The 20,602-nt window shown below is 64.6% G+C and carries 20 protein-coding genes; 14 read left to right on the forward strand and 6 right to left on the reverse strand.

Translation table 11 applies throughout. From position 1 onward, the window contains the following. Positions 1–30 precede the first annotated feature (30 nt). The 8 genes from odhB to AB7A72_RS04805 all read left to right on the forward strand — a co-directional run bounded on the left by odhB (position 31) and on the right by AB7A72_RS04805 (position 10,425). Positions 31–1,293 carry a 2-oxoglutarate dehydrogenase complex dihydrolipoyllysine-residue succinyltransferase gene (gene odhB / locus AB7A72_RS04770; RefSeq protein ID WP_369459166.1) on the forward strand — a complete coding sequence of 421 codons (1,263 nt, stop codon included), beginning with the start codon at positions 31–33 and terminating at the stop codon, positions 1,291–1,293. Positions 1,294–1,311: 18 nt separating this feature from the next. After that, on the forward strand, positions 1,312–1,821 hold the full coding sequence (locus tag AB7A72_RS04775) for a hypothetical protein (protein ID WP_369459167.1): 510 nt from the start codon (positions 1,312–1,314) through the stop codon (positions 1,819–1,821). Positions 1,822–1,823: 2 nt separating this feature from the next. Further along, positions 1,824–3,251, forward strand: coding sequence for a dihydrolipoyl dehydrogenase (lpdA, locus tag AB7A72_RS04780; RefSeq protein ID WP_230778264.1), 1,428 nt, complete (start codon positions 1,824–1,826; stop codon positions 3,249–3,251). A gap of 113 nt (positions 3,252–3,364) precedes the next feature. After that, a complete protein-coding gene (gene zapE / locus AB7A72_RS04785) occupies positions 3,365–4,468 on the forward strand; it encodes a cell division protein ZapE (protein ID WP_239812158.1) in 1,104 nt (367 codons plus the stop codon). Between the two features lie 14 nt (positions 4,469–4,482). Beyond that, a complete protein-coding gene (locus AB7A72_RS04790) occupies positions 4,483–5,190 on the forward strand; it encodes a hypothetical protein (protein ID WP_369459168.1) in 708 nt (235 codons plus the stop codon). A 119-nt stretch (positions 5,191–5,309) separates the two neighbouring features. Next, positions 5,310–7,934: an alanine--tRNA ligase gene (gene alaS, locus AB7A72_RS04795; protein ID WP_369459169.1), complete on the forward strand. Its 2,625-nt coding sequence runs from the start codon at positions 5,310–5,312 to the stop codon at positions 7,932–7,934. Positions 7,935–8,129: 195 nt separating this feature from the next. Then, on the forward strand, positions 8,130–9,548 hold the full coding sequence (locus AB7A72_RS04800; protein WP_369459170.1) for a short-chain fatty acid transporter: 1,419 nt from the start codon (positions 8,130–8,132) through the stop codon (positions 9,546–9,548). Between the two features lie 133 nt (positions 9,549–9,681). Further along, a complete protein-coding gene (locus AB7A72_RS04805) occupies positions 9,682–10,425 on the forward strand; it encodes a DUF3011 domain-containing protein (RefSeq protein WP_369459171.1) in 744 nt (247 codons plus the stop codon). 30 nt (positions 10,426–10,455) lie between these two features. Here AB7A72_RS04805 and AB7A72_RS04810 read toward each other — a convergent pair whose 3' ends face one another. Continuing rightward, positions 10,456–11,874, reverse strand: a complete 1,419-nt coding sequence (locus AB7A72_RS04810) for a glycerate kinase type-2 family protein (RefSeq protein WP_369459172.1) — start codon at positions 11,872–11,874, stop codon at positions 10,456–10,458. 111 nt (positions 11,875–11,985) lie between these two features. Here AB7A72_RS04810 and rlmB point away from each other — a divergent pair, with 111 nt between their 5' ends. Then, positions 11,986–12,747, forward strand: a complete 762-nt coding sequence (rlmB, locus tag AB7A72_RS04815) for a 23S rRNA (guanosine(2251)-2'-O)-methyltransferase RlmB (RefSeq protein ID WP_116925577.1) — start codon at positions 11,986–11,988, stop codon at positions 12,745–12,747. Between the two features lie 94 nt (positions 12,748–12,841). Here rlmB and AB7A72_RS04820 read toward each other — a convergent pair whose 3' ends face one another. Further along, on the reverse strand, positions 12,842–13,492 hold the full coding sequence (locus AB7A72_RS04820; RefSeq protein WP_239812152.1) for a PepSY domain-containing protein: 651 nt from the start codon (positions 13,490–13,492) through the stop codon (positions 12,842–12,844). Positions 13,493–13,633: 141 nt separating this feature from the next. Between AB7A72_RS04820 and AB7A72_RS04825 the strand changes: the two genes are divergently transcribed. From AB7A72_RS04825 to AB7A72_RS04835, 3 genes are read left to right on the forward strand one after another with little or no spacing between them, the layout of a single operon-like run. Continuing rightward, complete coding sequence (locus tag AB7A72_RS04825) at positions 13,634–14,374, forward strand: PepSY domain-containing protein (protein ID WP_312451413.1); 741 nt, start codon at positions 13,634–13,636, stop codon at positions 14,372–14,374. 6 nt (positions 14,375–14,380) lie between these two features. After that, on the forward strand, positions 14,381–15,046 hold the full coding sequence (locus tag AB7A72_RS04830) for a response regulator transcription factor (RefSeq protein WP_369459173.1): 666 nt from the start codon (positions 14,381–14,383) through the stop codon (positions 15,044–15,046). Positions 15,047–15,066: 20 nt separating this feature from the next. Next, positions 15,067–16,515 carry a sensor histidine kinase gene (locus AB7A72_RS04835; RefSeq protein WP_369459174.1) on the forward strand — a complete coding sequence of 483 codons (1,449 nt, stop codon included), beginning with the start codon at positions 15,067–15,069 and terminating at the stop codon, positions 16,513–16,515. 40 nt (positions 16,516–16,555) lie between these two features. On the opposite strand, the gene AB7A72_RS04840 is transcribed toward AB7A72_RS04835, so the two are convergent. The 3 genes from AB7A72_RS04840 to AB7A72_RS04850 form a co-directional block, all read right to left on the reverse strand. Continuing rightward, the gene (locus AB7A72_RS04840) at positions 16,556–16,918 is read right to left on the reverse strand and encodes a DUF1428 domain-containing protein (protein WP_369459175.1); all 363 of its coding nucleotides are present in this window, start codon (positions 16,916–16,918) and stop codon (positions 16,556–16,558) included. 73 nt (positions 16,919–16,991) lie between these two features. Beyond that, a complete protein-coding gene (locus AB7A72_RS04845; protein ID WP_369459176.1) occupies positions 16,992–17,459 on the reverse strand; it encodes an SRPBCC family protein in 468 nt (155 codons plus the stop codon). A 42-nt stretch (positions 17,460–17,501) separates the two neighbouring features. Next, entirely contained in the window at positions 17,502–17,960 is a 459-nt protein-coding gene (locus AB7A72_RS04850) for a VOC family protein (RefSeq protein ID WP_369459177.1), read from the reverse strand. Between the two features lie 183 nt (positions 17,961–18,143). Here AB7A72_RS04850 and AB7A72_RS04855 point away from each other — a divergent pair, with 183 nt between their 5' ends. Continuing rightward, entirely contained in the window at positions 18,144–18,917 is a 774-nt protein-coding gene (locus tag AB7A72_RS04855) for an SIR2 family NAD-dependent protein deacylase (RefSeq protein WP_369459178.1), read from the forward strand. Positions 18,918–18,936: 19 nt separating this feature from the next. Here AB7A72_RS04855 and AB7A72_RS04860 read toward each other — a convergent pair whose 3' ends face one another. Next, entirely contained in the window at positions 18,937–19,899 is a 963-nt protein-coding gene (locus AB7A72_RS04860) for an aldo/keto reductase (protein ID WP_369459179.1), read from the reverse strand. Between the two features lie 197 nt (positions 19,900–20,096). On the opposite strand from AB7A72_RS04860, the gene AB7A72_RS04865 reads away from it, so the two are divergent. After that, positions 20,097–20,534, forward strand: a complete 438-nt coding sequence (locus AB7A72_RS04865; RefSeq protein ID WP_239812143.1) for a universal stress protein — start codon at positions 20,097–20,099, stop codon at positions 20,532–20,534. Positions 20,535–20,602 lie beyond the last annotated feature (68 nt).

The raw sequence follows: 20,602 nt of genomic DNA on the forward strand, positions 1-20,602 counted from the left end.
CAGCATTTAACGAATACAGAAAGAATTGTTATGGCAATCGTAGAAGTCAAAGTCCCCCAGCTGTCCGAGTCGGTCGCTGAAGCCACCATGCTCACCTGGAAGAAGAAAGCCGGTGAAGCTGTTGCTGTCGACGAAATCCTGATCGAGATCGAAACCGACAAGGTCGTGCTCGAAGTGCCAGCACCCGCCGCTGGCTTGCTGACCGAGATCGTGCAAGGCGACGGCGCTACCGTCATCGCTGACCAGCTGATCGCCAAGATCGACACCGAAGCTGTGGCCGGCGCCGCTGCAGCACCTGCTGCCGCAGCACCTGCACCCGCTGCCGCCGCTCCAGCCCCCGCCGCTGCGCCTGCAGCTGCCGGTGGCAACAAGGGCGACGTCGCGATGCCTGCCGCTGCCAAGCTGCTGGCGGACAACAACCTGTCGGTCGGCGCCGTGGCCGGCTCCGGCAAGGATGGCCGCGTCACCAAGGGTGATGTGCTGGCCGCTGTGGCCGGTGGCGTCAAGTCCACTGCTGGCGTGATCCCGACCGGCGCACCGACCAAGTCGCTGCCCCAGGTGGCATCGCCCGCCGCTGCCCAGGACCTGGGCGAGCGTCCAGAGCAGCGCGTGCCGATGAGCCGTCTGCGTGCCCGTATTGCCGAGCGTCTGCTGCAATCGCAGTCGACCAACGCGATCCTGACCACGTTCAACGAAGTGAACATGGCACCGGTGATGGCGCTGCGCAAGAAGTTCCAGGACGACTTCACCAAGGAACACGGTGTCAAGCTGGGCTTCATGTCCTTCTTCGTGAAGGCCGCAGTGCACGCGCTGAAGAAGTACCCCGTGCTGAACGCCTCGGTCGATGGCACCGACATCATCTACCACGGCTACTTCGACATCGGTATCGCCGTGGGCTCGCCACGCGGTCTGGTGGTGCCCATCCTGCGCAATGCAGACCAGATGAGCTTCGCCGACATCGAAAAGAAGATTGCCGAGTTCGGCAAGAAGGCTGCTGACGGCAAGCTGGGCATCGAAGACATGACCGGCGGCACATTCTCCATCTCCAACGGTGGCACCTTCGGCTCGATGATGTCCACCCCCATCATCAACCCGCCCCAATCGGCCATCCTGGGCGTGCACGCGACCAAGGACCGCGCTGTGGTCGAAAACGGCCAGGTAGTGGTGCGTCCGATGAACTACTTCGCGATGTCCTACGACCACCGCATCATCGACGGCCGCGAAGCCGTGCTGGGCCTGGTGGCGATGAAGGATGCGCTGGAAGATCCATCGCGTCTGCTGTTCGACCTGTAATCGGGTCGCCGGGCAGTGATGCGACGCGTTCTGGTGGCTGCAGCGTCCGCACTCGTGCTGGGCGCTTGCGGTACCTTGCCCCGTCCTGCTGCGCAGGATGTGGCCACGCAAAGCTGGAGTGGTGACTACCGCTTCCAGTGGGCAGCAGGCACACAGGCCGCGCGCCGTGGTGTGCCCGCTCCCGCACAGGTTCGCATCCGCCCGATCACATCCGCCAAGGAGGTGCCCGGCGCGAAGGCGGACGGAAATGGCCCGCAATGGGCCATTTCGTTTGTCGGTGAGCCGGGAGCGCCGCTGCCGCTCATCCCTTTCAAGGCCAGGGGCTATGAAGAGATGGGCTGGGCCGCGATGCGCGCTGGCGGCAAGATTGCGTGTCTGGAGTCCGGCTCCTTCATGTTCGTCTGCCGCACCCATCCCGGCACCACCTTGACGTTCGGTCGCCAAAACGACGAACAACTGACTACCAAGACGGGCCTCTTCGGTGTGGCATTGCACCAGGGCAGTTTTGAACTAACACCATTGGATTAATCATGAGCAAGCAATTTGATGTCGTCGTGATCGGCGGCGGCCCCGGCGGTTATGTAGCGGCCATCCGTGCAGCCCAGCTGGGCATGCAGGTGGCATGTATCGACGAGTGGAAGAACGCAGCCGGCGGCCCTGCACTGGGCGGCACCTGCACCAACGTCGGTTGCATTCCGTCCAAGGCACTGCTGCAGTCGTCCGAGCATTTCGAGCACGCCAATCTGCATTTTGCGGACCACGGCATCTCGACCGGCAAGGTCAGCATGGATGTGGCCAAGATGATTGCCCGCAAGGATAACGTCGTCAAGCAGAACAACGACGGCATCCAGTACCTGTTCAAGAAGAACAAGGTCACCTTCTTCCACGGCCGTGGCTCCTTCGTGAAGGCCGCCGATGGCGGCTATGAAATCAAGGTCGCGGGCAAGGAAGAGGAATCCATCACCGGCAAGCAGATCATTGTGGCCACCGGCTCCAATGCCCGCGCGCTGCCTGGCGCGCCTTTCGACGAAGACCGCATCCTGTCCAACGATGGCGCACTGCGTCTGGGCGCCGCGCCCAAGAAGCTGGCCCTGATCGGTGCTGGCGTGATCGGCCTGGAAATGGGCTCGGTCTGGCGCCGCCTGGGCACCGAAGTGACGGTGCTCGAAGGCATGGACAAGTTCCTGCCAGCCGTGGACGAGCAAATCGCCAAGGAAGCCAAGAAGTCCTTTGACAAGCAAGGCCTGAAGATCGAGCTGGGCGTCAAGGTCGGCGACATCAAGGCCGACAAGAAGGGTGTGCAGATCAGCTACACCAACGCCAAGGGTGAAGCCCAGCAACTGGACGTGGACCGCCTGATCGTGTCCATCGGCCGCGTGGCCAACACCATTGGTCTGAACCCCGAAGCCGTGGGCCTGGCGCTGGACGAGCGTGGCGCGATTGTCGTCGACGAGAACTGCAAGACCAACCTGCCTGGCGTGTGGGCAGTGGGCGATGTGGTGCGTGGCCCGATGCTGGCCCACAAGGCCGAGGAAGAGGGCGTTGCCGTGGCCGAGCGCATTGCCGGTCAACACGGCCATGTGAACTTTGCGACCATCCCATGGGTGATCTACACCAGCCCTGAAATCGCCTGGGTGGGCCGCACCGAGCAGCAGCTCAAGGCCGACGGCGTCGCCTACAAGGCAGGCACCTTCCCGTTCCTGGCCAATGGCCGCGCACGTGCGCTGGGCGATACCACCGGTATGGTCAAGTTCCTGGCAGATGCCACGACCGACGAAATCCTGGGCGTGCACATGGTAGGCCCGATGGTCTCGGAGCTGATCTCCGAAGCCGTGGTGGCGATGGAGTTCAAGGCATCGAGCGAAGACATCGCCCGCATCTGCCACGCCCACCCATCGCTGTCGGAAGCGACCAAGGAAGCGGCACTGGCCGTGGACAAGCGCACCCTGAACTTCTGATCCTGAAGATTTAGGTGAAAATAGCCTCTGGTGCAGATGGGTTCTGCGCCAGAGGCTATGTCATTTAGAAGACCGTCAACAGGTTCTTAGAGCAACAAGAGATTGAGACACCCATGGGTACAGCGGTAAGAGATGCATACGAGGCCGAACTCAAGGCCAAGGGTTTTCAAAGTGATCCGGCACAGATGCGTGCGGTGGAGGCCTTGCAGCGCTGTGCCGATGCCTGGGAGCAGTACAAGAACAAGCGCTCGAACCCGATCAAGAAGCTGATCAACCACCCCGACATTCCGCGCGGGGTCTACATGTACGGCGGGGTGGGGCGCGGCAAGAGCTTCATCATGGATTGCTTTTTCAATGCCGTGCCACTGCGCCGCAAGGTGCGTCTGCATTTCCATGAGTTCATGCGCGAGGTGCAGCGCGAGCTGACCTTGCTCAAGGGCACGCAGGACCCGCTCGATGTGCTGGGCGCCAGGATCGCCAAGAAGTACAAGCTCATCTGCTTTGATGAGTTCCATGTGGCGGACATCACCGATGCGATGATCCTCTACCGCTTGCTGTTGGCGCTGTTCAACAACGGCGTGGGCTTTGTCACCACCTCCAACTTCACGCCCGATGGCCTCTACCCCGACGGCCTGCACCGCGACCGCATCCTGCCGGCCATCGATCTGCTCAACGAGCGCATGGATGTGATCAACGTCGACAATGGCACGGACTACCGCCGCCGCGCACTGGAGCTGGCCCAGCTCTACCACTGCCCGCTGGGGCCCGAGGCCGATGCGGCGATGGAGCAGACCTTTGGCCAGCTCGCCGAAGTGCCCGACGAGAAGCCGGTGTTCAAGATCGAGTCGCGCGAGCTCAAGCCGCGCCGGCGTGCGGGGGGCGTGATCTGGTTCGATTTCCATGAGCTCTGCGTCAATCCGCGCTCGCAGAACGACTACCTGGAGCTGGCCACCCAGTTCCACACCGTGCTGCTGTCCAATGTGCCGCAGATGTTCGTCAACATGGCCTCGCCCGCCCGCCGCTTCACCTGGCTGGTCGATGTCCTCTATGACCGCCGGGTCAAGCTCATCATGTCGGCGGCGGTGCCACCGGAGCAGCTCTATACCGAAGGGCCGCTGTCCCATGAGTTTCCGCGCACCGTCTCGCGCCTCAACGAGATGCAGTCGCAGGAGTATTTGTCGCTGGAGCGGCGCGTGGTCGACACTGCGCTGACCTGACAGGAGAGGGCACCATGCCTCGTTTGAACACCCTGACTTTGTTGCTGCTGCTGACTGCCGGCAGCCTGGCCCATGCGGCCTCCGGCAAGACCTCGAATGCGCAGGAGCGCACGCAGGCGCGTGCCCAGATTTCGCAGGAGCGCAAGGACAGCGAAGCGCGTCTGGCCAACAATGAAAAGATCTGCTACCAGCACTTTGCGGTAACGGATTGCCTGCAGAAGGTGCGCAGCCAGTACAACACCGAAGAGCGCGCGCTGCGCCAGCGCGAACTCGCCATCAACGCGCAGGAGCGCGAAGAGAAAACCGCCAACCAGCGTGCTTCGCGTGCGTCCAAGCAAAACGATTTTGAGCGCAAGCACCCCACACTGGATGGTGGTGCGCTGAACCAGCCCGATCTGGAACAGCGCCAGAAGGAGCATGATGAGCAGGCTGCCAAGCGCAGCAGCCATGCGCCCAAGCGCAATGCCGAGAGTATTGCCGAGCAGCAGCAGCGCCGCGAGCAGGACGCTGCCCGCCGCGCTACCAGCCAGGCGGGCAAGCTCGACAGCAAGCAGCGCGCGCAGCAGCGCCAGAATGCAGAGCGCCCCGACAACATCAGTGAAGCCCAAGAAGAATACGATGCCAAGCAGCAGGCCGCGCAGCGGCGGCTGGAGGCCCATGAAAAACGCATGAAGGAGCACGAGGGCAAGCGCAAGGCGGCTCCTCTGCCCGTGCCCCAGTAAACCGCAGCGCAGGGCCCGGTACGGGCTGCGCCTCTGGTAACGACCAAACCCTATAATGGAAGATTCGCGCCTGCACCGCTTCAACGGAAGCCGGGCAGGCGCCACCACCGCTTCACACCATGAGTACACCCACTTTTTCCGTCGCTGAGATCCGCAAGACCTTTCTGGACTTTTTCGCGTCCAAGGGGCACACCATTGTTCCGTCCAGCCCGCTGGTGCCGGGCAACGATCCCACGCTGATGTTCACCAACTCCGGCATGGTGCAGTTCAAGGATGTGTTCCTGGGCACCGACAAGCGCCCCTACACCCGGGCGACCAGCGTGCAGACCTGCCTGCGCGCCGGCGGCAAGCACAACGACCTGGAAAACGTGGGCTATACCGCGCGCCACCACACCTTCTTCGAAATGCTGGGCAACTGGTCGTTTGGCGACTACTTCAAGCGCGAATCGCTGAAGTGGGCCTGGGAGCTGCTGACCGAGGTCTACAAGCTGCCGGCCGAGAAGCTGCTGGCCACCGTCTACGAAGAGGACGACGAGGCCTACGACATCTGGACCCAGGAAATCGGTCTGCCCCCCGAGCGCGTGATCCGCATCGGTGACAACAAGGGTGGCCGCTACAAGAGCGACAACTTCTGGATGATGGCCGACACCGGCCCTTGCGGCCCTTGCTCGGAGATCTTCTACGACCACGGCCCGCACATTGCCGGCGGCCCTCCCGGCTCGCCCGATGAAGACGGTGATCGTTTCATTGAAATCTGGAACAACGTGTTCATGCAGTTCGACATGGCCGAAGACGGCTCGGTCAAGCCGCTGCCCGCCCCTTGCGTCGATACCGGCATGGGCTTGGAGCGCCTGGCCGCTATCTTGCAGCACGTGCACAGCAACTATGAGATCGACCTGTTCCAGGCACTGATCAAGGCCGCTGCACGCGAGACCCATATCGACGATCTGGAAACCCCATCGCTGAAGGTGATCGCCGACCACATCCGCGCGACCGCGTTCCTGGTGGCCGATGGCGTGATCCCGTCGAACGAAGGCCGCGGCTATGTGCAGCGCCGCATCATCCGCCGCGCGATCCGCCACGGCTACAAGCTGGGCCAGAAGACGCCGTTCTTCCACAAGCTGGTCAAGGACCTGGTCGCCGTCATGGGCGATGCCTACCCGAAGATCCGCGAGCAGGAAGCACGTATCACTGAGGTGCTCAAGGTCGAGGAGGAGCGCTTCTTTGAGACCCTGGCCAATGGCATGGACATCCTGGACAGCGCGCTGGCCGGTGGCGCCAAGGTGCTGCCCGGTGATGTGGCCTTCAAGCTGCATGACACCTACGGCTTCCCGCTGGACCTGTCCAACGACGTGGCGCGCGAACGCGGCCTGAGCGTGGACGAGGCAGGCTTCCATGCAGCGATGGAGCAGCAAAAGAGCCAGGCCCGCGCAGCGGGCAAGTTCAAGATGGACCGCGCGCTCGAATACACCGGCGCGGCCAATGCCTTCACCGGCTACACGCAGCTGAGCGAGGCCGCCAAGGTCGTGGCGCTGTATGTCGATGGCAGCAGCGTCAACGCGATCGAAGCGGGCCAGACGGCCGTGGTGGTGCTGGACACCACCCCGTTCTACGCGGAATCGGGTGGCCAGGTGGGCGACCAGGGCGTGATCTCGGCCGGTGCGAACCGCTTTGTCGTGGAAGACACGCTGAAGATCAAGGCCGATGTGTTTGGCCACCATGGCCAGCTGGCTGCGGGCAGCCTCAAAGTGGGCGATGCAGTGCAAGCCGAGGTGGACACCGCCTTGCGCGCCGCCACCATGCGCAACCACTCGGTCACCCACATCATGCACAAGGCGCTGCGTGAAGTGCTGGGCGACCATGTGCAGCAAAAGGGCAGCCTGGTCAACGCAGAACGTACCCGTTTTGACTTTGCGCACAACAGCCCGGTGACCGATGCGCAAAAGCGCGAGATCGAAAAGCGCGTGAATGCCGAGATCCTGGCGAACACTGAAACCGGCGCGCGCGTGATGGACATCGAGAGTGCCCAAAAGACCGGCGCGATGATGCTGTTTGGCGAAAAGTACGGCGAGACCGTGCGCGTGCTGGACATTGGTTCGAGCCGTGAACTCTGCGGCGGCACCCATGTGCAGCGCACCGGCGACATTGGCCTGTTCAAGGTCGTCGCCGAAGGCGGCGTGGCCGCTGGCGTGCGCCGTATCGAAGCGGTGACCGGCGAGAACGCGCTGGCCTACCTGCAGTCGCTGGAATCGACGGTGGACGAAGCCGCCGCCACGTTGAAGGCGCCTGTGGCCGAGCTGAACCACCGCATCGTTGGCGCGCTCGACCAGATCAAGGCGCTGGAGAAGGAGCTGGCGCAGCTCAAGGGCAAGCTGGCTTCGAGCCAGGGCGATGAGCTGGCCGGCCAGGCGGTGGACGTCAAGGGCATCAAGGTGCTGGCCGCTACGTTGGATGGCGCCGATGCCAAGGCGCTGCGCGACACGATGGACAAGCTCAAGGACAAGCTGGGCACCGCCGCCATCGTGTTGGCGGCTGTAGACGGCGACAAGGTGCAGCTGGCCGCAGGCGTGACCAAGGACAGCATTGGCAAGGTCAAGGCCGGTGAACTGGTGAACTTTGTCGCCCAGCAAGTGGGCGGCAAGGGCGGCGGCAAGCCAGACATGGCGATGGCTGGCGGCACCAACCCAGCGGGCCTGGCGCAAGCGCTGGCGGGCGTTCAGGCATGGGTGGCCGAGCGGGTCTGATCGCGCTTCAACCCGCTTCGCACTTCCCAACGAGCCTCCTGCAGTGCAGGGGGCTTTTTTGCGTCTGCACGGCAGCCATCCCTTCGCCACTCTGACTATTTCGCATGGCGGTACGTAGTCGCACTTAACGAAATTGACCTGCCCGCGTGAGAAGATCGCCGCGCTTTGAATTTAACGAGAGACAGAAAGGTGACTATGTCGGTGCAATTGGAAGAGAGCCGTTCGGCGCGGTTTGCGATGCGGTGTGCGGCTTGGGCCGAGAAGTGGTTTCCCGATTCCTGGGTGTTTGCGGTCGTGGGTATTGCGATCGTGGTGCTGGCTGCGCTGGCCATCGGTGTGCCGGTGCAAGAGACCAGCAAGGCCTTTGGCAAGGGTTTCTGGAGCCTGATCCCGTTCACGATGCAGATGGCCTTTGTGGTGATTGGCGGCTATGTGGTGGCCAGCTCCAAGCCTGCATCGCGGCTGATTGAAGCGCTGGCCAAGGTGCCGGGCAATGGCCGCAGCGCGGTGGCCTGGGTGGCACTGATCTCGATGGTCGCCTCGCTGCTCAACTGGGGCTTGAGCCTGGTGTTTGGCGGCCTGCTGGTCAAGGCACTGGCCCGCCGCACCGATCTGAAAATGGACTACCGCGCCGCCGGTGCCGCCGCCTACCTGGGCCTGGGCGCTGTCTGGGCGCTGGGCATTTCCTCGTCGGCAGCGCAGCTGCAGGCCAATCCGTCCAGCCTGCCGCCGTCCATCCTGGCGATCACCGGTGTGATCCCGTTCACCGAGACGATTTTTCTGTGGCAATCGGGCGTGATGCTGCTGGCGCTGGTGCTGATCTCGCTGGTGATTGCCTACGTGACGGCGCCCGGCGCTGCCAACGCCAAGGATGCCGCCGCCTGCCAGGTGGACATCAGCGCCGAAGCGCAACCGGTGACCAAGCCCACCCGCCCCGGTGAATGGCTGGAGCACAGCCCCATCCTGATCATTTTTCTGGTGCTGCTGGCGGTCGGCTGGATGGTGGAAGAGTTCTCCAGCAAGCCGGCGATTCAGGCCATCTCGGGCCTCAACACCTACAACCTGATTTTTCTGATGGTGGGTGCCCTGCTGCACTGGCGCCCGCGCAGCTTTCTGGATGCGGTGGCGCGCGCCGTGCCGACCACCACCGGGGTGCTGATCCAGTTCCCGCTGTATGGCTCCATTGCCGCAATCATGACCGAGGTCAAGGGCGTGGATGGCCATACGATTGCGCACTACATCTCGACCTTCTTCACCCAGATCGCCACGCATGACACCTATGCGCTGCTGATGGGCGTCTACTCGGCCATCCTGGGCTTCTTCATCCCCTCGGGCGGCGGCAAGTGGATCATCGAGGCACCGTATGTGATGCAGGTGGCCAACGACCTGCAGTACCACCTGGGCTGGGCCGTGCAGATTTACAACGCCGCCGAGGCTTTGCCCAATCTGATCAACCCCTTCTACATGCTGCCGCTGTTGGGCGTGCTGGGTCTCAAGGCACGCGATCTGATCGGCTTCACCTTTGTGCAGCTGCTGGTGCATATCCCGGTGGTGCTGTTCCTGCTGTGGTTCCTGGGCCAGACGCTGGCCTATATTCCGCCGGTGATGCCCTGAGCATCATTGGGTGGCAATCCACCGTGACCCAGGCGAGCGACGGCTCGCCTTTTTTGCTGGCTTGGCTTACAAAACCGCCGCTGATTTCGGGTTAACCTTGGCCCCCATCGACGACAACAACGAGGAGAGAGCAATGGCGACAACGACATGGAGCGGCGCCGCGCTGGGCGCGTTGGCACTGGCATTGGCGGCCATCGCCCCTGCGGCGCAGGCGCAATACGGGCGCGATGGTGAGGTGACCTGCGAGAGCCAGGACGGACGCACGCGCGAATGCCGCACTCCCTTCCGCGACCCGGTGGTGAGCGAGACCTTGTCGAGCGCCTCCTGCGTGGAAGGCCGCAGCTGGGGCCACCGTGGCGGAGGCGTGGTCTGGGTGACCGACGGCTGCCGCGCCCGTTTTGCAGACGGCCGAGGTGGTGGCGGCTGGAGTGGCGGTGGCTGGGGAGGCGGCGGCAGCAACCAGCGGGTGCGCTGCGAAAGCAATGACGGCCGCATGCGCGAGTGCGCGATTCCACGTGGCACCCGGGTCGAGGTCGCCCGCCAGCTCTCGGATTCGCGCTGCGATGAGGGCCGCAGCTGGGGCCAGAGCGGTGATTCGGTCTGGGTCAGCCGTGGCTGCCGCGCCGACTTTGCAATCAGCAGCGGCTACGGTGGTGGCCGGCCCAACCCCGGCTATGGCCAGGGCCGTGAGCTGACCTGCAGCAGCGATGACCGCCGCGACAACAGCTGCGAGTGGAATGCGCGCTGGGGCCGCCCGGTGCTGCTGGAGCAGCTGTCCAGCGACAGCTGCCGCGAAGGCTACACCTGGGGCTATGACGACCGCGCGCGCCGCATCTGGGTCACGCGCGGTTGCCGTGGCCGTTTTGGCAGCCGCTGAGCCAGGCCAACGATGACGAAGCGGTCAGCGTCAGCTGGCCGCTTTTTTCATCGCGGCATCCATCGGCTGCAGCACCAGCAGCGCCCGAAAATCATTCACATTGGTGTGGGTCGGGCCGGTCACCACCAGGTCGCCCAGCGGGCCAAAAAAGCCATAGCTGTCATTGCGGTCCTGGTAGGCGGCAGGTTTAAGCTGCAGCGCAGCGGCCCGGGCCAGCGTGTCCGGCGTCACCACGGCGCCGGCATTGTCTTCCACTCCATCAATGCCATCGGTATCAGCGGCCAGCGCCCATACGCCGGGCACGGCCTGCAGCGCCTGGGCCAGGCCCAGGCAGAACTCGCCCGCACGGCCGCCCCGGCCCCGCGCGGCGCCGTCGGCCGATTTGCGCACCGTCACCGTGGTCTCACCGCCAGACAGAATCACACAGGGCCGTGCAAAGGGCTGGCCATGCAAGGCCACGGCACGGGCCAGCGCCGCATGCACCTTGGCCACCTCACGCGATTCACCCTCCATCTCGTCGCTGAGCACATGGCAGGCGATGCCGGCATCGCGTGCGGCAGCGGCCGCTGCCTGCAAGGACTGCTGCGGCGTGGCGATCAGTTGCACCTGGTGGCCGGCAAAGCGCGGGTCGCCGGGCTTGGGGGTTTCCAGCGCGCCGCTGTGCAGCGCTGCACGCACAGGCTCGGGTAGCGCAATCGCATAGCGCTCCAAAATCGCCAGCGCATCGGCGCAGCTGCTGGGGTCGGGCACCGTGGGGCCGCTGGCGATGATGGCGGGCGAATCACCAGGCACGTCGCTGATCAGCAGGCTGACCACCTGCGCCGGGTGGCAGGCGGCGCCCAGGCGCCCGCCCTTGATGCGCGAGAGGTGCTTGCGCACGCAGTTCATCTCGCCAATGTGGGCGCCGCTCTCCAGCAGCGCCCGGTTGATGCGCTGCTTGTCGGCCAGGCTGAGGCCTTCGGCCGGCAAGGTCAGCAGCGCGGAGCCGCCGCCCGAGATCAGGCAGACCACCAGGTCATCGGCGCTCAGCCCTTCAGTCAGCGCCAGCATGCGCTCTGCCGCAAGCAGGCCGGCGGCATCGGGCACGGGGTGGGCGGCTTCCACCACCTCGATGCGCTGGGCCAGGCCCGGCGGGCGCGGCGGTATATGCCCGTAGCGGGTAACGACCAGGCCCGACAGCGGCGCCTGCAGGGGCCAGAGCTGCTCCATCGCCTGCGCCATTGCCGCGCCCGCCTTGCCCGCGCCAATCACCAGGGTGCGGCCCTTGGGCACTGCGGGCAAATGCTGGCGCAGGCCTTCGAGCGGCAGGGCATCGCGCACCGCCACCCGGTACAGGTACTGCAGGAAGGGCAGGGGATGCAGATGGGGATCGGGCACAGACTGGGCGCCATCGCTGCCATGGATATCGATCACGTGGGCCGCAAAGGCTGCGGAGGGGGTAGAGGTCATGGGCTGGGAGCGTCGCAGAGTGAGCCGTTTTGCGAAGGCGCGGCTGGTCGCCCTTGCGCAGGATTGTCGCTGCGCCCCCGGGGTATGGGCAAGCAGCGATAATGCTGGCCTATGTCATCCCCCAAAGTGTTGTTCGGCTTCCATGCCGTTGGTGTGCGCATGAAGACTGCGCCCAAATCGATCATCGAAGTCTATTTCGAGTCCACGCGCCGCGATGCGCGCATGCGCCAGTTCCTTGAGCGCGCCAAAGAGGCGGGGGTGCGGCTGATCGAAGCGGATGCCCCACGCATCGCGAAGCTGGCAGGCTCGCATGGCCACCAGGGCGTGGCTGCCCGCGTCGAAGAGATCAAGGACACCCGCACCTTGGATGAGCTGCTCGACGACCTGGAAGAAGCCGGCGTCACCTCGCCGCTGCTGCTGGTGCTGGACGGCGTGACCGACCCGCACAACCTGGGTGCCTGCCTGCGCGTGGCCGATGGTGCCGGCGCCCATGCAGTGATTGCGCCCAAGGACCATGCCGTGGGCATCAACGCCACGGTGGCCAAGGTGGCCAGTGGTGCCGCCGAGACGGTGCCGTATTTCATGGTGACCAACCTGGCGCGTACCTTGAAGGAGCTCAAGGAGCGCAATGTCTGGATCATTGGCACCAGTGACGACGCCCCCAACACCTTGTACCAGGTGGACCTGAAGGGCCCCGTGGCCCTGGTGCTGGGCGCCGAGGGCGACGGCATGCGCCAGCTCACGCGCAAGACCTGCGATGAGCTGATCGGCATCCCGATGATGGGGGCCGTCTCCAGCCTCAACGTGTCGGTGGCCAGCGGCGTTTGCCTGTATGAAGCGCTGCGCCAGCGCACGCCTGCCAAGGCGGGTTAACAACCCCGTCCCACTGCGCAGCGTCCCAGGCGCTGCGCCAAAGAAAAAAGGCTGAACCCCATCGGGCTCAGCCTTTTGCTTTTGTGGGGGCGGCTTAGTCGTCCAGCTTTTCACGCAGCACCACCCCGGTTTCGGGGTGGATCTTCAGCTCCACGCGGAAACCCTGGGCATTGATCGCATCGGCTTCCCAGATGCCGTCATCGAGCTCCAGGTCGCGGATATGGGTATAGCCCGCCTGGGTCAGCAGCTGGTGGATCTGCGCTGCGCTCAGCATGGCGCTGCCCGCACCGGCACCAGGGTTGGGGGCAGGCTGGCCGGGCTGGGACAGCACCTCCAGGCTTACCGGGTGCAGCACCAGCTTTTGCTTGATGCCATTGGCGCCGCGCACCTTGGCCTCCCAGAAACCATCGTCAAACTCCACCTCCTTGATCTGGCCATAGCCGAGCGACTGCAGCTTGGCAGTGACTTGGCTGGCACCTGGGTAGGTGGTGCCCAGCTCGGCCTTGCGGATGGCCAGCAGGCTGCCGTCAGCATCGTTAACCAGCACATAGGCGCGGTTGCCGTCCTGCTGGGTGGCCTTCGCGGTCCAGTAACCGTATTGCTTTTCCAGGTCCTGGGGGGCAACCAGGCCGCTGGCGGTGATGCTGTTGAGCACTTCCTGGGCGTTGTAGGCCTGGGCGGCAAACGGCAGGCTGGCAGCGACGCTGGCGGCACCCAGGATCCAGGCAATGGTGGTCTTCTTCATGGTTCAATCCCTTCAATGTGTTGGCATGCAAACCAGCAGGTGGCTGATTCGTCATGGACTGAAGTATTGAAAAACGGCCCTAAACGCAGTGTGAAGCGGCCGTTCATGGTCTGTTTAATCGCGCTTGTCATAATGCCAGCCATGGCGCAAATTCCACCCCGCTTTTCTTGCATTGCTGCCTGGTCGCTGGCCGGCAGCTTGCTGCTGGGCGGCGCCAGCCAGGCCGCCGAGCATGATGCCGTGCGTGCGGCGGTAGCCACCGGCCAGTACAAGCCCCTGTCGGCCATACTGAGCGATATTGCCGCCAGCCAGGCCGGCCGCGTGGTGGATGTCGAGACCAAGCGCGGCCCCAAGGGCGAGCTGCGCTACGAGATCAAGCTGGTGGACCACCAGGGCCTCAAGCAAGAGCTGCTGATCGACGCAGCCAGCGGCCAGACCGTGCAGCAAGTTGCCAAGGACCGCTCGCAGGCACTGGGCATGCTGGAGCTGGCCCAGTACCTGGCCAAGCTGGCCCAGCAGCACACCAGCCGCATCACCGATGTGGAGTTCGAGCGCGACAGCCAGGGCCGGGGCGTCTATGAAATCAAGCTCAGCGCGGACCAGCAGGGCTACCGCAAGCTGGTGATGGATGCGGCCACTGGCCAGGTGCTGCCATCGGCCCAGGCCAAGGCCCGCAACCCGGCGCCGCTCAAGCGGGTGGACGAGGTATTGCACGCGCTGGCGCCCCGGTTTTCCGGCCAGGTGCTGGAGGTGGAACTGGAGCATGACGAGCGCCAGGGCTCTTATTACGACATCGAGTTGCTGCAGGGCAACGGCAACACCTTGAAGCTCAAGGTAGACGCTCGCAGCCTGCAGGTGCTCAAGCAAAAAATAGAGGATTGACGGCGGATGCGCATTCTGGTCGTGGAAGACGATGCCGAACTGGCAGCGCAGATGGAGCAGGCGCTGGTGCGTGCTGGCTTTTCGGTCGATGTGGAGGCCGATGGCGATGCCGCATCCTTTGCCGGCAGCACCGAGCAATACGATGCAGCCGTGCTGGACCTGGGCCTGCCCCAGCGCGATGGTTTGACGGTGTTGCGCGATTGGCGCGAGGCGGGCTGCCAGTGGCCCGTGCTGATCCTGACCGCCCGCAACCGCTGGAGCGACAAGGTGGCGGGATTTGGTGCGGGCGCCGACGACTACCTGACCAAGCCCTTCATGCTCGATGAGGTGGTGCTGCGCCTGCGCGCCATGCTGCGCCGCACCTCGGGCAGTGCTGCCACGGTGCTGCGGGCAGGCTGCCTGGAGTACGACGTGACGGCCGGCCGCTTCTTGCAGGACGGCCAGAGTCTGCAACTGACGGCGCAGGAGCACAAGATTCTGGCCTATCTGATGCACCACCCCAACCGGGTGCTGTCGCGCACCGAGATCAGCGAGCATGTCTATGCCCGCGATCTGGACCCGGACTCCAACACCATCGACGTGCTGATCGGCCGCATACGGCGCAAGCTGCGCCAGTCCGATCTGCTGGTAACCGAGCGCGGGCAGGGCTTTCGCCTGAACGCGCCCAGCTAGCGCTGCCGATGCCCAGCACCATGGTCTTGCCTCTGAGCCCTGCCTCCCGGCGCCCGCATGTGCGGCGCTGGTCGCTCGCTGCGCGCATGGCTGCGTTGGTCATCGTGCCCAGCCTGCTGGTGATGGTGCTGGGCGGATGGTGGCTGCGCTACGAGGTGCATGCCAGCCTGCTGGGCAGCATGTCGCGCACCTTGGAAGAGAAATCCGAGCGCATCAATGCCCGCCTGGCGTTGCTGCCCGATGGCAAGGTGCAGGAGGCGGCCGGCGGCAGTGACGAGTTCAGTGCCATTTTCTCGGGGTGGTACTGGCAGCTGCAGGGCCAGCCACCGGCGCAGTTGCGCACGGCGGCTGCACCGGTAGTGCTGGCCCGCTCGCGATCGCTGTGGGACCAGCCGGACCTGGTGGTGGAGCAGGGCGGACTGTGGGGCAGCGAACGACTGCAACAGGCGGCCGGCCCACAGCGGGAGGCGCTGTTGGTGCAGCATTTTCCGGTGCCACTGGGCGCAGGCGCAGCGCCGATGTATTTGCAGGTCTTTGGTCCCGCGCAGCCATTGATGGCCAGCCTGCGCCGCATCGACCAGATCCTCGGGGTCACCGGCGCGGTACTGCTGTTGCTGATTGGCGCGCTGGTCTGGCTGCAGCTGCGCGTGGGCCTGGCCCCGCTCAAGCGCCTGGTCGATGTGATTGCCGGCCTGGGCAAGCCGTTGCCAGGGGCGCCGTCTGCCACCGAGCAGATTGCCCAGTTGCCGCTGGGCACGGACTTGCAGCCCTTGCAGCAGGAGTTGGCGGCCTTGCTGGCACGCAACACCCAGGTGGTGGAGCGCTCGCGCTCGCACGCGGCCGACCTGAACCATGCGCTGAAAAAACCCTTATCGCTGCTGATGGCCCATGCCGGCAGCGGCGCAACCGTACCAGCGCAGCTGGTGCAGCAGCAGACCACGGCGATGGCGCGGCTGATTGACCGCTACCAGGCCCGTACCTTCAGCGATGCGACCTTGGTACATGGCGCAAGCGCGGGCTTGCCGATCGACGTGCTGGCCTGCGCGCGGCAGATGCTGGCGATGCTGCGCCAGCTGCACCAGGCCAGCGGCCTGGACTGGCAGATGGTGGAAGCGGGCAACGCCTTGTGGTGGCGGGGTGAGCGCGCCGATCTGGAAGAGTTGCTGGGCAACCTGCTGGACAACGCCGGCAAGTGGGCTGCCTCCCAGGTGCGGCTGACGGTGCAGGGCAACGCCACCCAGGGCCTGGTGCTGCAGGTAGAGGACGATGGTCCGGGCATGACGGGCGCACAGATGCAGGCGGCCGGTGCGCGGGGCAAGCGCTTTGACGAGACGGTCGCAGGCACGGGCCTGGGCCTGGCGATTGCGCAGCAGATTGTGCAGGGCTATGAGGGCCAGCTGCAGCTGCGCAAGAGCGAGGCCTTGAAAGGGCTGCTGGTGCGGGCCGAGATGGCCGGGGTTTTGGGCTGACGGCGCTCAGCCTGGCTTGGCCGGGCCGGGGCCGGGCCTATCAGGTTCCCAGCTGCACGACCGGTGTAAAGCCGCCAAAAATCATGCGCTTGGCATCGAACGGCATGTTCGCCGATTGCATGTCGGCCAGGCGCGGGTCGGCCATCACCGCGGCATTGATGCGGTCGCGCTCGGCGCGTGAGGTGTAGACGATCCAGGAAAAGCAGGCGACCTCATCAGGCTGCAGCTTGACGGCCATCGGGAACGAGGTGACTTCGCCATCGGGCACATCGTCGCCCACACATTCCCAGTACTGCAGCGCGCCATGTTCCATCCAGACTTTGCCGGCTGCCTCGGCCATGGCGCGGTAGGCATCCAGCTGGGCGCGGGGCACCGGCACTACAAATCCATCGACATAGGGCATGGGGGTCTCCTTGGCGCCCAACGGCGCTGTGATGCATAGCCGCTACATGGCAACGGCAGCGGCCACGCCTTGGCTACAGCGTGGCAGCCAGGGCCACCAACTGGTCGGTGGCCAAGCCCCAACCGGTGTGAAAGCCCATGGCCTCATGCTGCTTGCGGGTCTCTTCGCTCCAGTGCCGCACGGTAGCGGTGTAGCGGGTCTGGCCGCCATCGGGCTCAAACTCGATGATGGCGGTCATGAAAGGTTTGGTACTGGGCACCCAGCCAGCGGTGTAGGCATCGGTAAAGACCAGCATGCGGTCCGGCACCACCTCCAGGTACACGCCGGCATTGGGGTACTCGTTGCCTTGCGGGTCGCACATGACGATCTGGCTGCCGCCGCCGACGCGCACATCGATGTCGGCGCTGGCAATCGTCCAGGGCCTGGGCACAAACCATTGGCTAAGCAGTGCAGGCTCGGTCCAGCAGCGGTAGAGGGTGGCGGCAGGGGCGTTGATCAGGCGGCTGAGTACCAGATCATGGAGATGGGGCTGTACAGACATGGTGGGTGGCTCGGTGCGGTGGTTGGGCCTCAGACAGCGGGATCAGGCAGCGGGCTGCGTTTGGACGTTCACCATCCACGGCGTGCCAAAAAGGTCGGTCACCATGCCGAAGCCCGGTGACCAGAAGGTGGCGGAGAATGGCATCGCGACCTGGCCACCGTCCGCCAGGCCGTTGAAGATGCGCTGGCCATCGGCTGCGGAATCCACACCGATGGACACCCACATGCCCTGGGGTTTGACATAGCCGCCACCACAGGTCTCGGGACCGCCGCCTGGCACTGCAGGCATCGTGTCCGAGGCCATGATGGCCTGGCTGCCCACCTGCAGATGCGCGTGCATCAGCCGGGATTGCGCTTCAGGCGGAAGCGGCGGCATGCCCTCGCTGGGCGGCATGTCGCTAAAGCGCATCTGGTGCATGATCTGGCCGCCAAACAGCTGGGCGTAAAAAGCCATGGCCTCGGCACAATGGCCATCGAAGTTCAGATAGGGGATGAATTGCATCTTTGTCTCCTTGTTATGGTCAGCCATTCTGGGCGCCAGCGCGGGCATCTGTCCATCACCAAATGGCAGCGGCCGTTTCAGAATGTAAGCCGCGTTGCGGTGGCAGCCAACACCAAGCCGCAGTGCGGCGGCAGTGCTTGCGGCTTGCCGTATGCTGGGCACTCCGAATTTGACTTGGCATATATGACTTTTGACTCCTTGCATGCGCCCGCAGGCCCGCCTATTGCTGATACAGAAATTGCCAGCCTGCGACAGCGCTTGCAAAACGCGCGGCATGTGCTGGTGCTGACGGGCGCGGGGGCGAGTGCCGAGTCGGGTGTTCCCACGTTTCGGGATGCGCAGACGGGTTACTGGGCCCAGTTCAGCCCGGAGGAGATGGCCAGCGAGGCGGGTTTTCTGGCTCATCCGCAGCGGGTCTGGGACTGGTACCAGTACCGCCGTGATCTCATCGGCCGGGTGATGCCCAATGCCGGCCATGTGGCGCTGGCGCAATGGCAGGCGCGCCATCCTGATCGGATAACCCTGGTCACACAGAATGTGGATGGCCTGCACCAACGTGCCGGCAGCAGGCCGGTGCTGTGCCTGCACGGCAACCTGATGGACAACCGCTGGCTGCTGCCGCCCAAGGCCTGTTGCGATGCCCGTTTCACCGAAGGCGATGCGCCGCCCCAGTGCCCTGGTTGCGGCAACTACCTGCGCCCGGGTGTCGTCTGGTTTGGCGAAGCTCTGCCACAGGCCGAGCTGCAGCAGGCGCAAGATGCGGCCAAGGGCTGTGACCTGATGCTGGTGATTGGCACCTCTGGCCATGTGTACCCTGCGGCTGGCCTGGCCCATATTGCGGCCCGGGGTGGCGCCCATGTGGTGGTCATCAACCCAGAGCCCACCGAACTGGACAGCGTGGCTGACCAGTGCTGGCGCCTGCCTTCGGCGCAGATATTGCCGGCTCTGCTGGCCTAGCCTGTCTAGCCCAGGGGCATCAAGCCTCGGCGCTGGCGGCGTTGAGCGTGGCCATGGCATCGGCATCCAGCTGCAACTGGCTGGCGCGGATCAGCGACTGCAGCTGCTCCAGGTTGCTGGCACTGGCAATCGGCGATGCAATGGCCGGCTGGCGCATGACCCAGGCAACAGCCACTTCGCCCATCGGTGCAGCGACACGGGCGCTGACCTGTTCCAGCGCGGCCAGAATGCGCACGCCCCGGTCATTGAGGTAGAGCTGGGTGGTCTTGGCGCCGCGCGGGCTTTTGCTGGCATCTTCGGCCTTGCGGTATTTGCCGGTCAAAAAGCCGGCGGCCAGGCTGTAGAAATTGATGACGCCTACGCCATGCGCAACGCACAGCGGCTGCAGCTCTTTCTCGAACACGGCACGGTCGTAGAGGTTGTAGAGCGGCTGCAGACTCTCATAACGTGCCAGACCATGCTGCTCGCTGGTCTGCAGCGCCTCTGCCAGCCGTGCAGCGCTGTAGTTGCTGGCACCTACCGCCCGCACCTTGCCCTCGGCGATCAGCTCGCCAAAGGTGCCCATCACATCGGCCAGCGGCACCTGCGCGTCGTCGTCATGCGATTGGTAGAGGTCGATGTAGTCGGTCTGCAGGCGCTGCAGTGAGGCATCGACCGCCTGGCGAATGTACTCCGGGCGCAGGCCGACCTTGCCATCGCCCATGTCCTTGCCGACCTTGGTCGCCAGCACCACTTGCGCGCGCTTGCCCGAGCTGCGCAGCCATTTGCCCAGCACGCGTTCGGACTCGCCGCCGCTGTGGCCTGGCGCCCAGCGCGAGTACACGTCAGCGGTATCGACAAAGTTCATGCCGGCATCCAGCCAGGCGTCCAGCAGCCTGAAACTGGTGGCCTCGTCGGCCGTCCAGCCAAATACATTGCCACCCAGGCACAGAGAAGAGACCTGCAGCGGGGATCGACCAAGAGAGCGCAGCGGTGTTGTCATGGTTTCAAGAGGCGTAGCTGCCCAGCAGGGCGGAGAAGACATTATGCGGCGCGGGCAGCGGGCCCGGCCACCCTTTGATGCAGCACAAACCCCGCGCAACCACTGCAGGGCGCTGCCGCGCAACCGGTGCGCGTCCGTTTGCCGGGGCATGCGTTTTAGAGTAAGTTATGCATGGAACAACTAAAAGGAGTGACACTATGTTCAAACATATTCTGGTGCCGGTCGATGGGTCTGCCACCTCCATGCTCGCAGTCAACAAGGCCGCCGGTCTTGCCAAGGCCTTTGGCAGCCAGGTCACGGCGGTCTATGTGATCGATCCTTATCCCTTTACCGGCGTGGGCGCCGACTTTGCCTATGGCCAGGCGCAGTACCTGTCGGCCGCCACGGCCGATGCGCACACCGCGCTCGACGCCGTCAAATCCGCGATGGAGCAAGCGGGCATCCCCGTCGACACCGTGATGGGCGAAGGCCACTCCGTACACGACGGTGTGATGGAAGCCGTCAAAACCACCGGTGCCGACCTGATCGTCATGGGGTCGCATGGCCGCAAGGGCCTGGAAAAGCTGGTGCTGGGCAGCGTGACCCAGCGGGTGCTGAGCGACAGCCTGATCCCGGTGCTGGTCGTGCGCCAGTAAGACCGCGCGCGCCGCCCGGCGACAGGGATGGCGCGAACCGGGCCCCATGCGCGTGCTACGGCATGCCA

The sequence above is a fragment of the Comamonas sediminis genome, from assembly GCF_041107495.1.
GTDB classification, from domain to species: Bacteria; Pseudomonadota; Gammaproteobacteria; order Burkholderiales; family Burkholderiaceae_C; genus Comamonas; species Comamonas sediminis.

Coding starts and splice junctions, on each gene's coding strand:
- AB7A72_RS04810 (WP_369459172.1), bottom strand. CDS start 11,874: ATGACCTCTACCCCCTCCGCAGCCTTTGCGGCCCACGTGATCGATATC.
- odhB (WP_369459166.1), top strand. CDS start 31: ATGGCAATCGTAGAAGTCAAAGTCCCCCAGCTGTCCGAGTCGGTCGCT.
- lpdA (WP_230778264.1), top strand. CDS start 1,824: ATGAGCAAGCAATTTGATGTCGTCGTGATCGGCGGCGGCCCCGGCGGT.
- AB7A72_RS04825 (WP_312451413.1), top strand. CDS start 13,634: ATGGCGCAAATTCCACCCCGCTTTTCTTGCATTGCTGCCTGGTCGCTG.
- AB7A72_RS04805 (WP_369459171.1), top strand. CDS start 9,682: ATGGCGACAACGACATGGAGCGGCGCCGCGCTGGGCGCGTTGGCACTG.
- AB7A72_RS04775 (WP_369459167.1), top strand. CDS start 1,312: ATGCGACGCGTTCTGGTGGCTGCAGCGTCCGCACTCGTGCTGGGCGCT.
- AB7A72_RS04790 (WP_369459168.1), top strand. CDS start 4,483: ATGCCTCGTTTGAACACCCTGACTTTGTTGCTGCTGCTGACTGCCGGC.
- AB7A72_RS04840 (WP_369459175.1), bottom strand. CDS start 16,918: ATGCCCTATGTCGATGGATTTGTAGTGCCGGTGCCCCGCGCCCAGCTG.
- AB7A72_RS04850 (WP_369459177.1), bottom strand. CDS start 17,960: ATGCAATTCATCCCCTATCTGAACTTCGATGGCCATTGTGCCGAGGCC.
- zapE (WP_239812158.1), top strand. CDS start 3,365: ATGGGTACAGCGGTAAGAGATGCATACGAGGCCGAACTCAAGGCCAAG.
- AB7A72_RS04820 (WP_239812152.1), bottom strand. CDS start 13,492: ATGAAGAAGACCACCATTGCCTGGATCCTGGGTGCCGCCAGCGTCGCT.
- AB7A72_RS04800 (WP_369459170.1), top strand. CDS start 8,130: ATGTCGGTGCAATTGGAAGAGAGCCGTTCGGCGCGGTTTGCGATGCGG.
- AB7A72_RS04855 (WP_369459178.1), top strand. CDS start 18,144: ATGACTTTTGACTCCTTGCATGCGCCCGCAGGCCCGCCTATTGCTGAT.
- AB7A72_RS04830 (WP_369459173.1), top strand. CDS start 14,381: ATGCGCATTCTGGTCGTGGAAGACGATGCCGAACTGGCAGCGCAGATG.
- AB7A72_RS04845 (WP_369459176.1), bottom strand. CDS start 17,459: ATGTCTGTACAGCCCCATCTCCATGATCTGGTACTCAGCCGCCTGATC.
- alaS (WP_369459169.1), top strand. CDS start 5,310: ATGAGTACACCCACTTTTTCCGTCGCTGAGATCCGCAAGACCTTTCTG.
- AB7A72_RS04860 (WP_369459179.1), bottom strand. CDS start 19,899: ATGACAACACCGCTGCGCTCTCTTGGTCGATCCCCGCTGCAGGTCTCT.
- AB7A72_RS04865 (WP_239812143.1), top strand. CDS start 20,097: ATGTTCAAACATATTCTGGTGCCGGTCGATGGGTCTGCCACCTCCATG.
- AB7A72_RS04835 (WP_369459174.1), top strand. CDS start 15,067: ATGGTCTTGCCTCTGAGCCCTGCCTCCCGGCGCCCGCATGTGCGGCGC.
- rlmB (WP_116925577.1), top strand. CDS start 11,986: ATGTCATCCCCCAAAGTGTTGTTCGGCTTCCATGCCGTTGGTGTGCGC.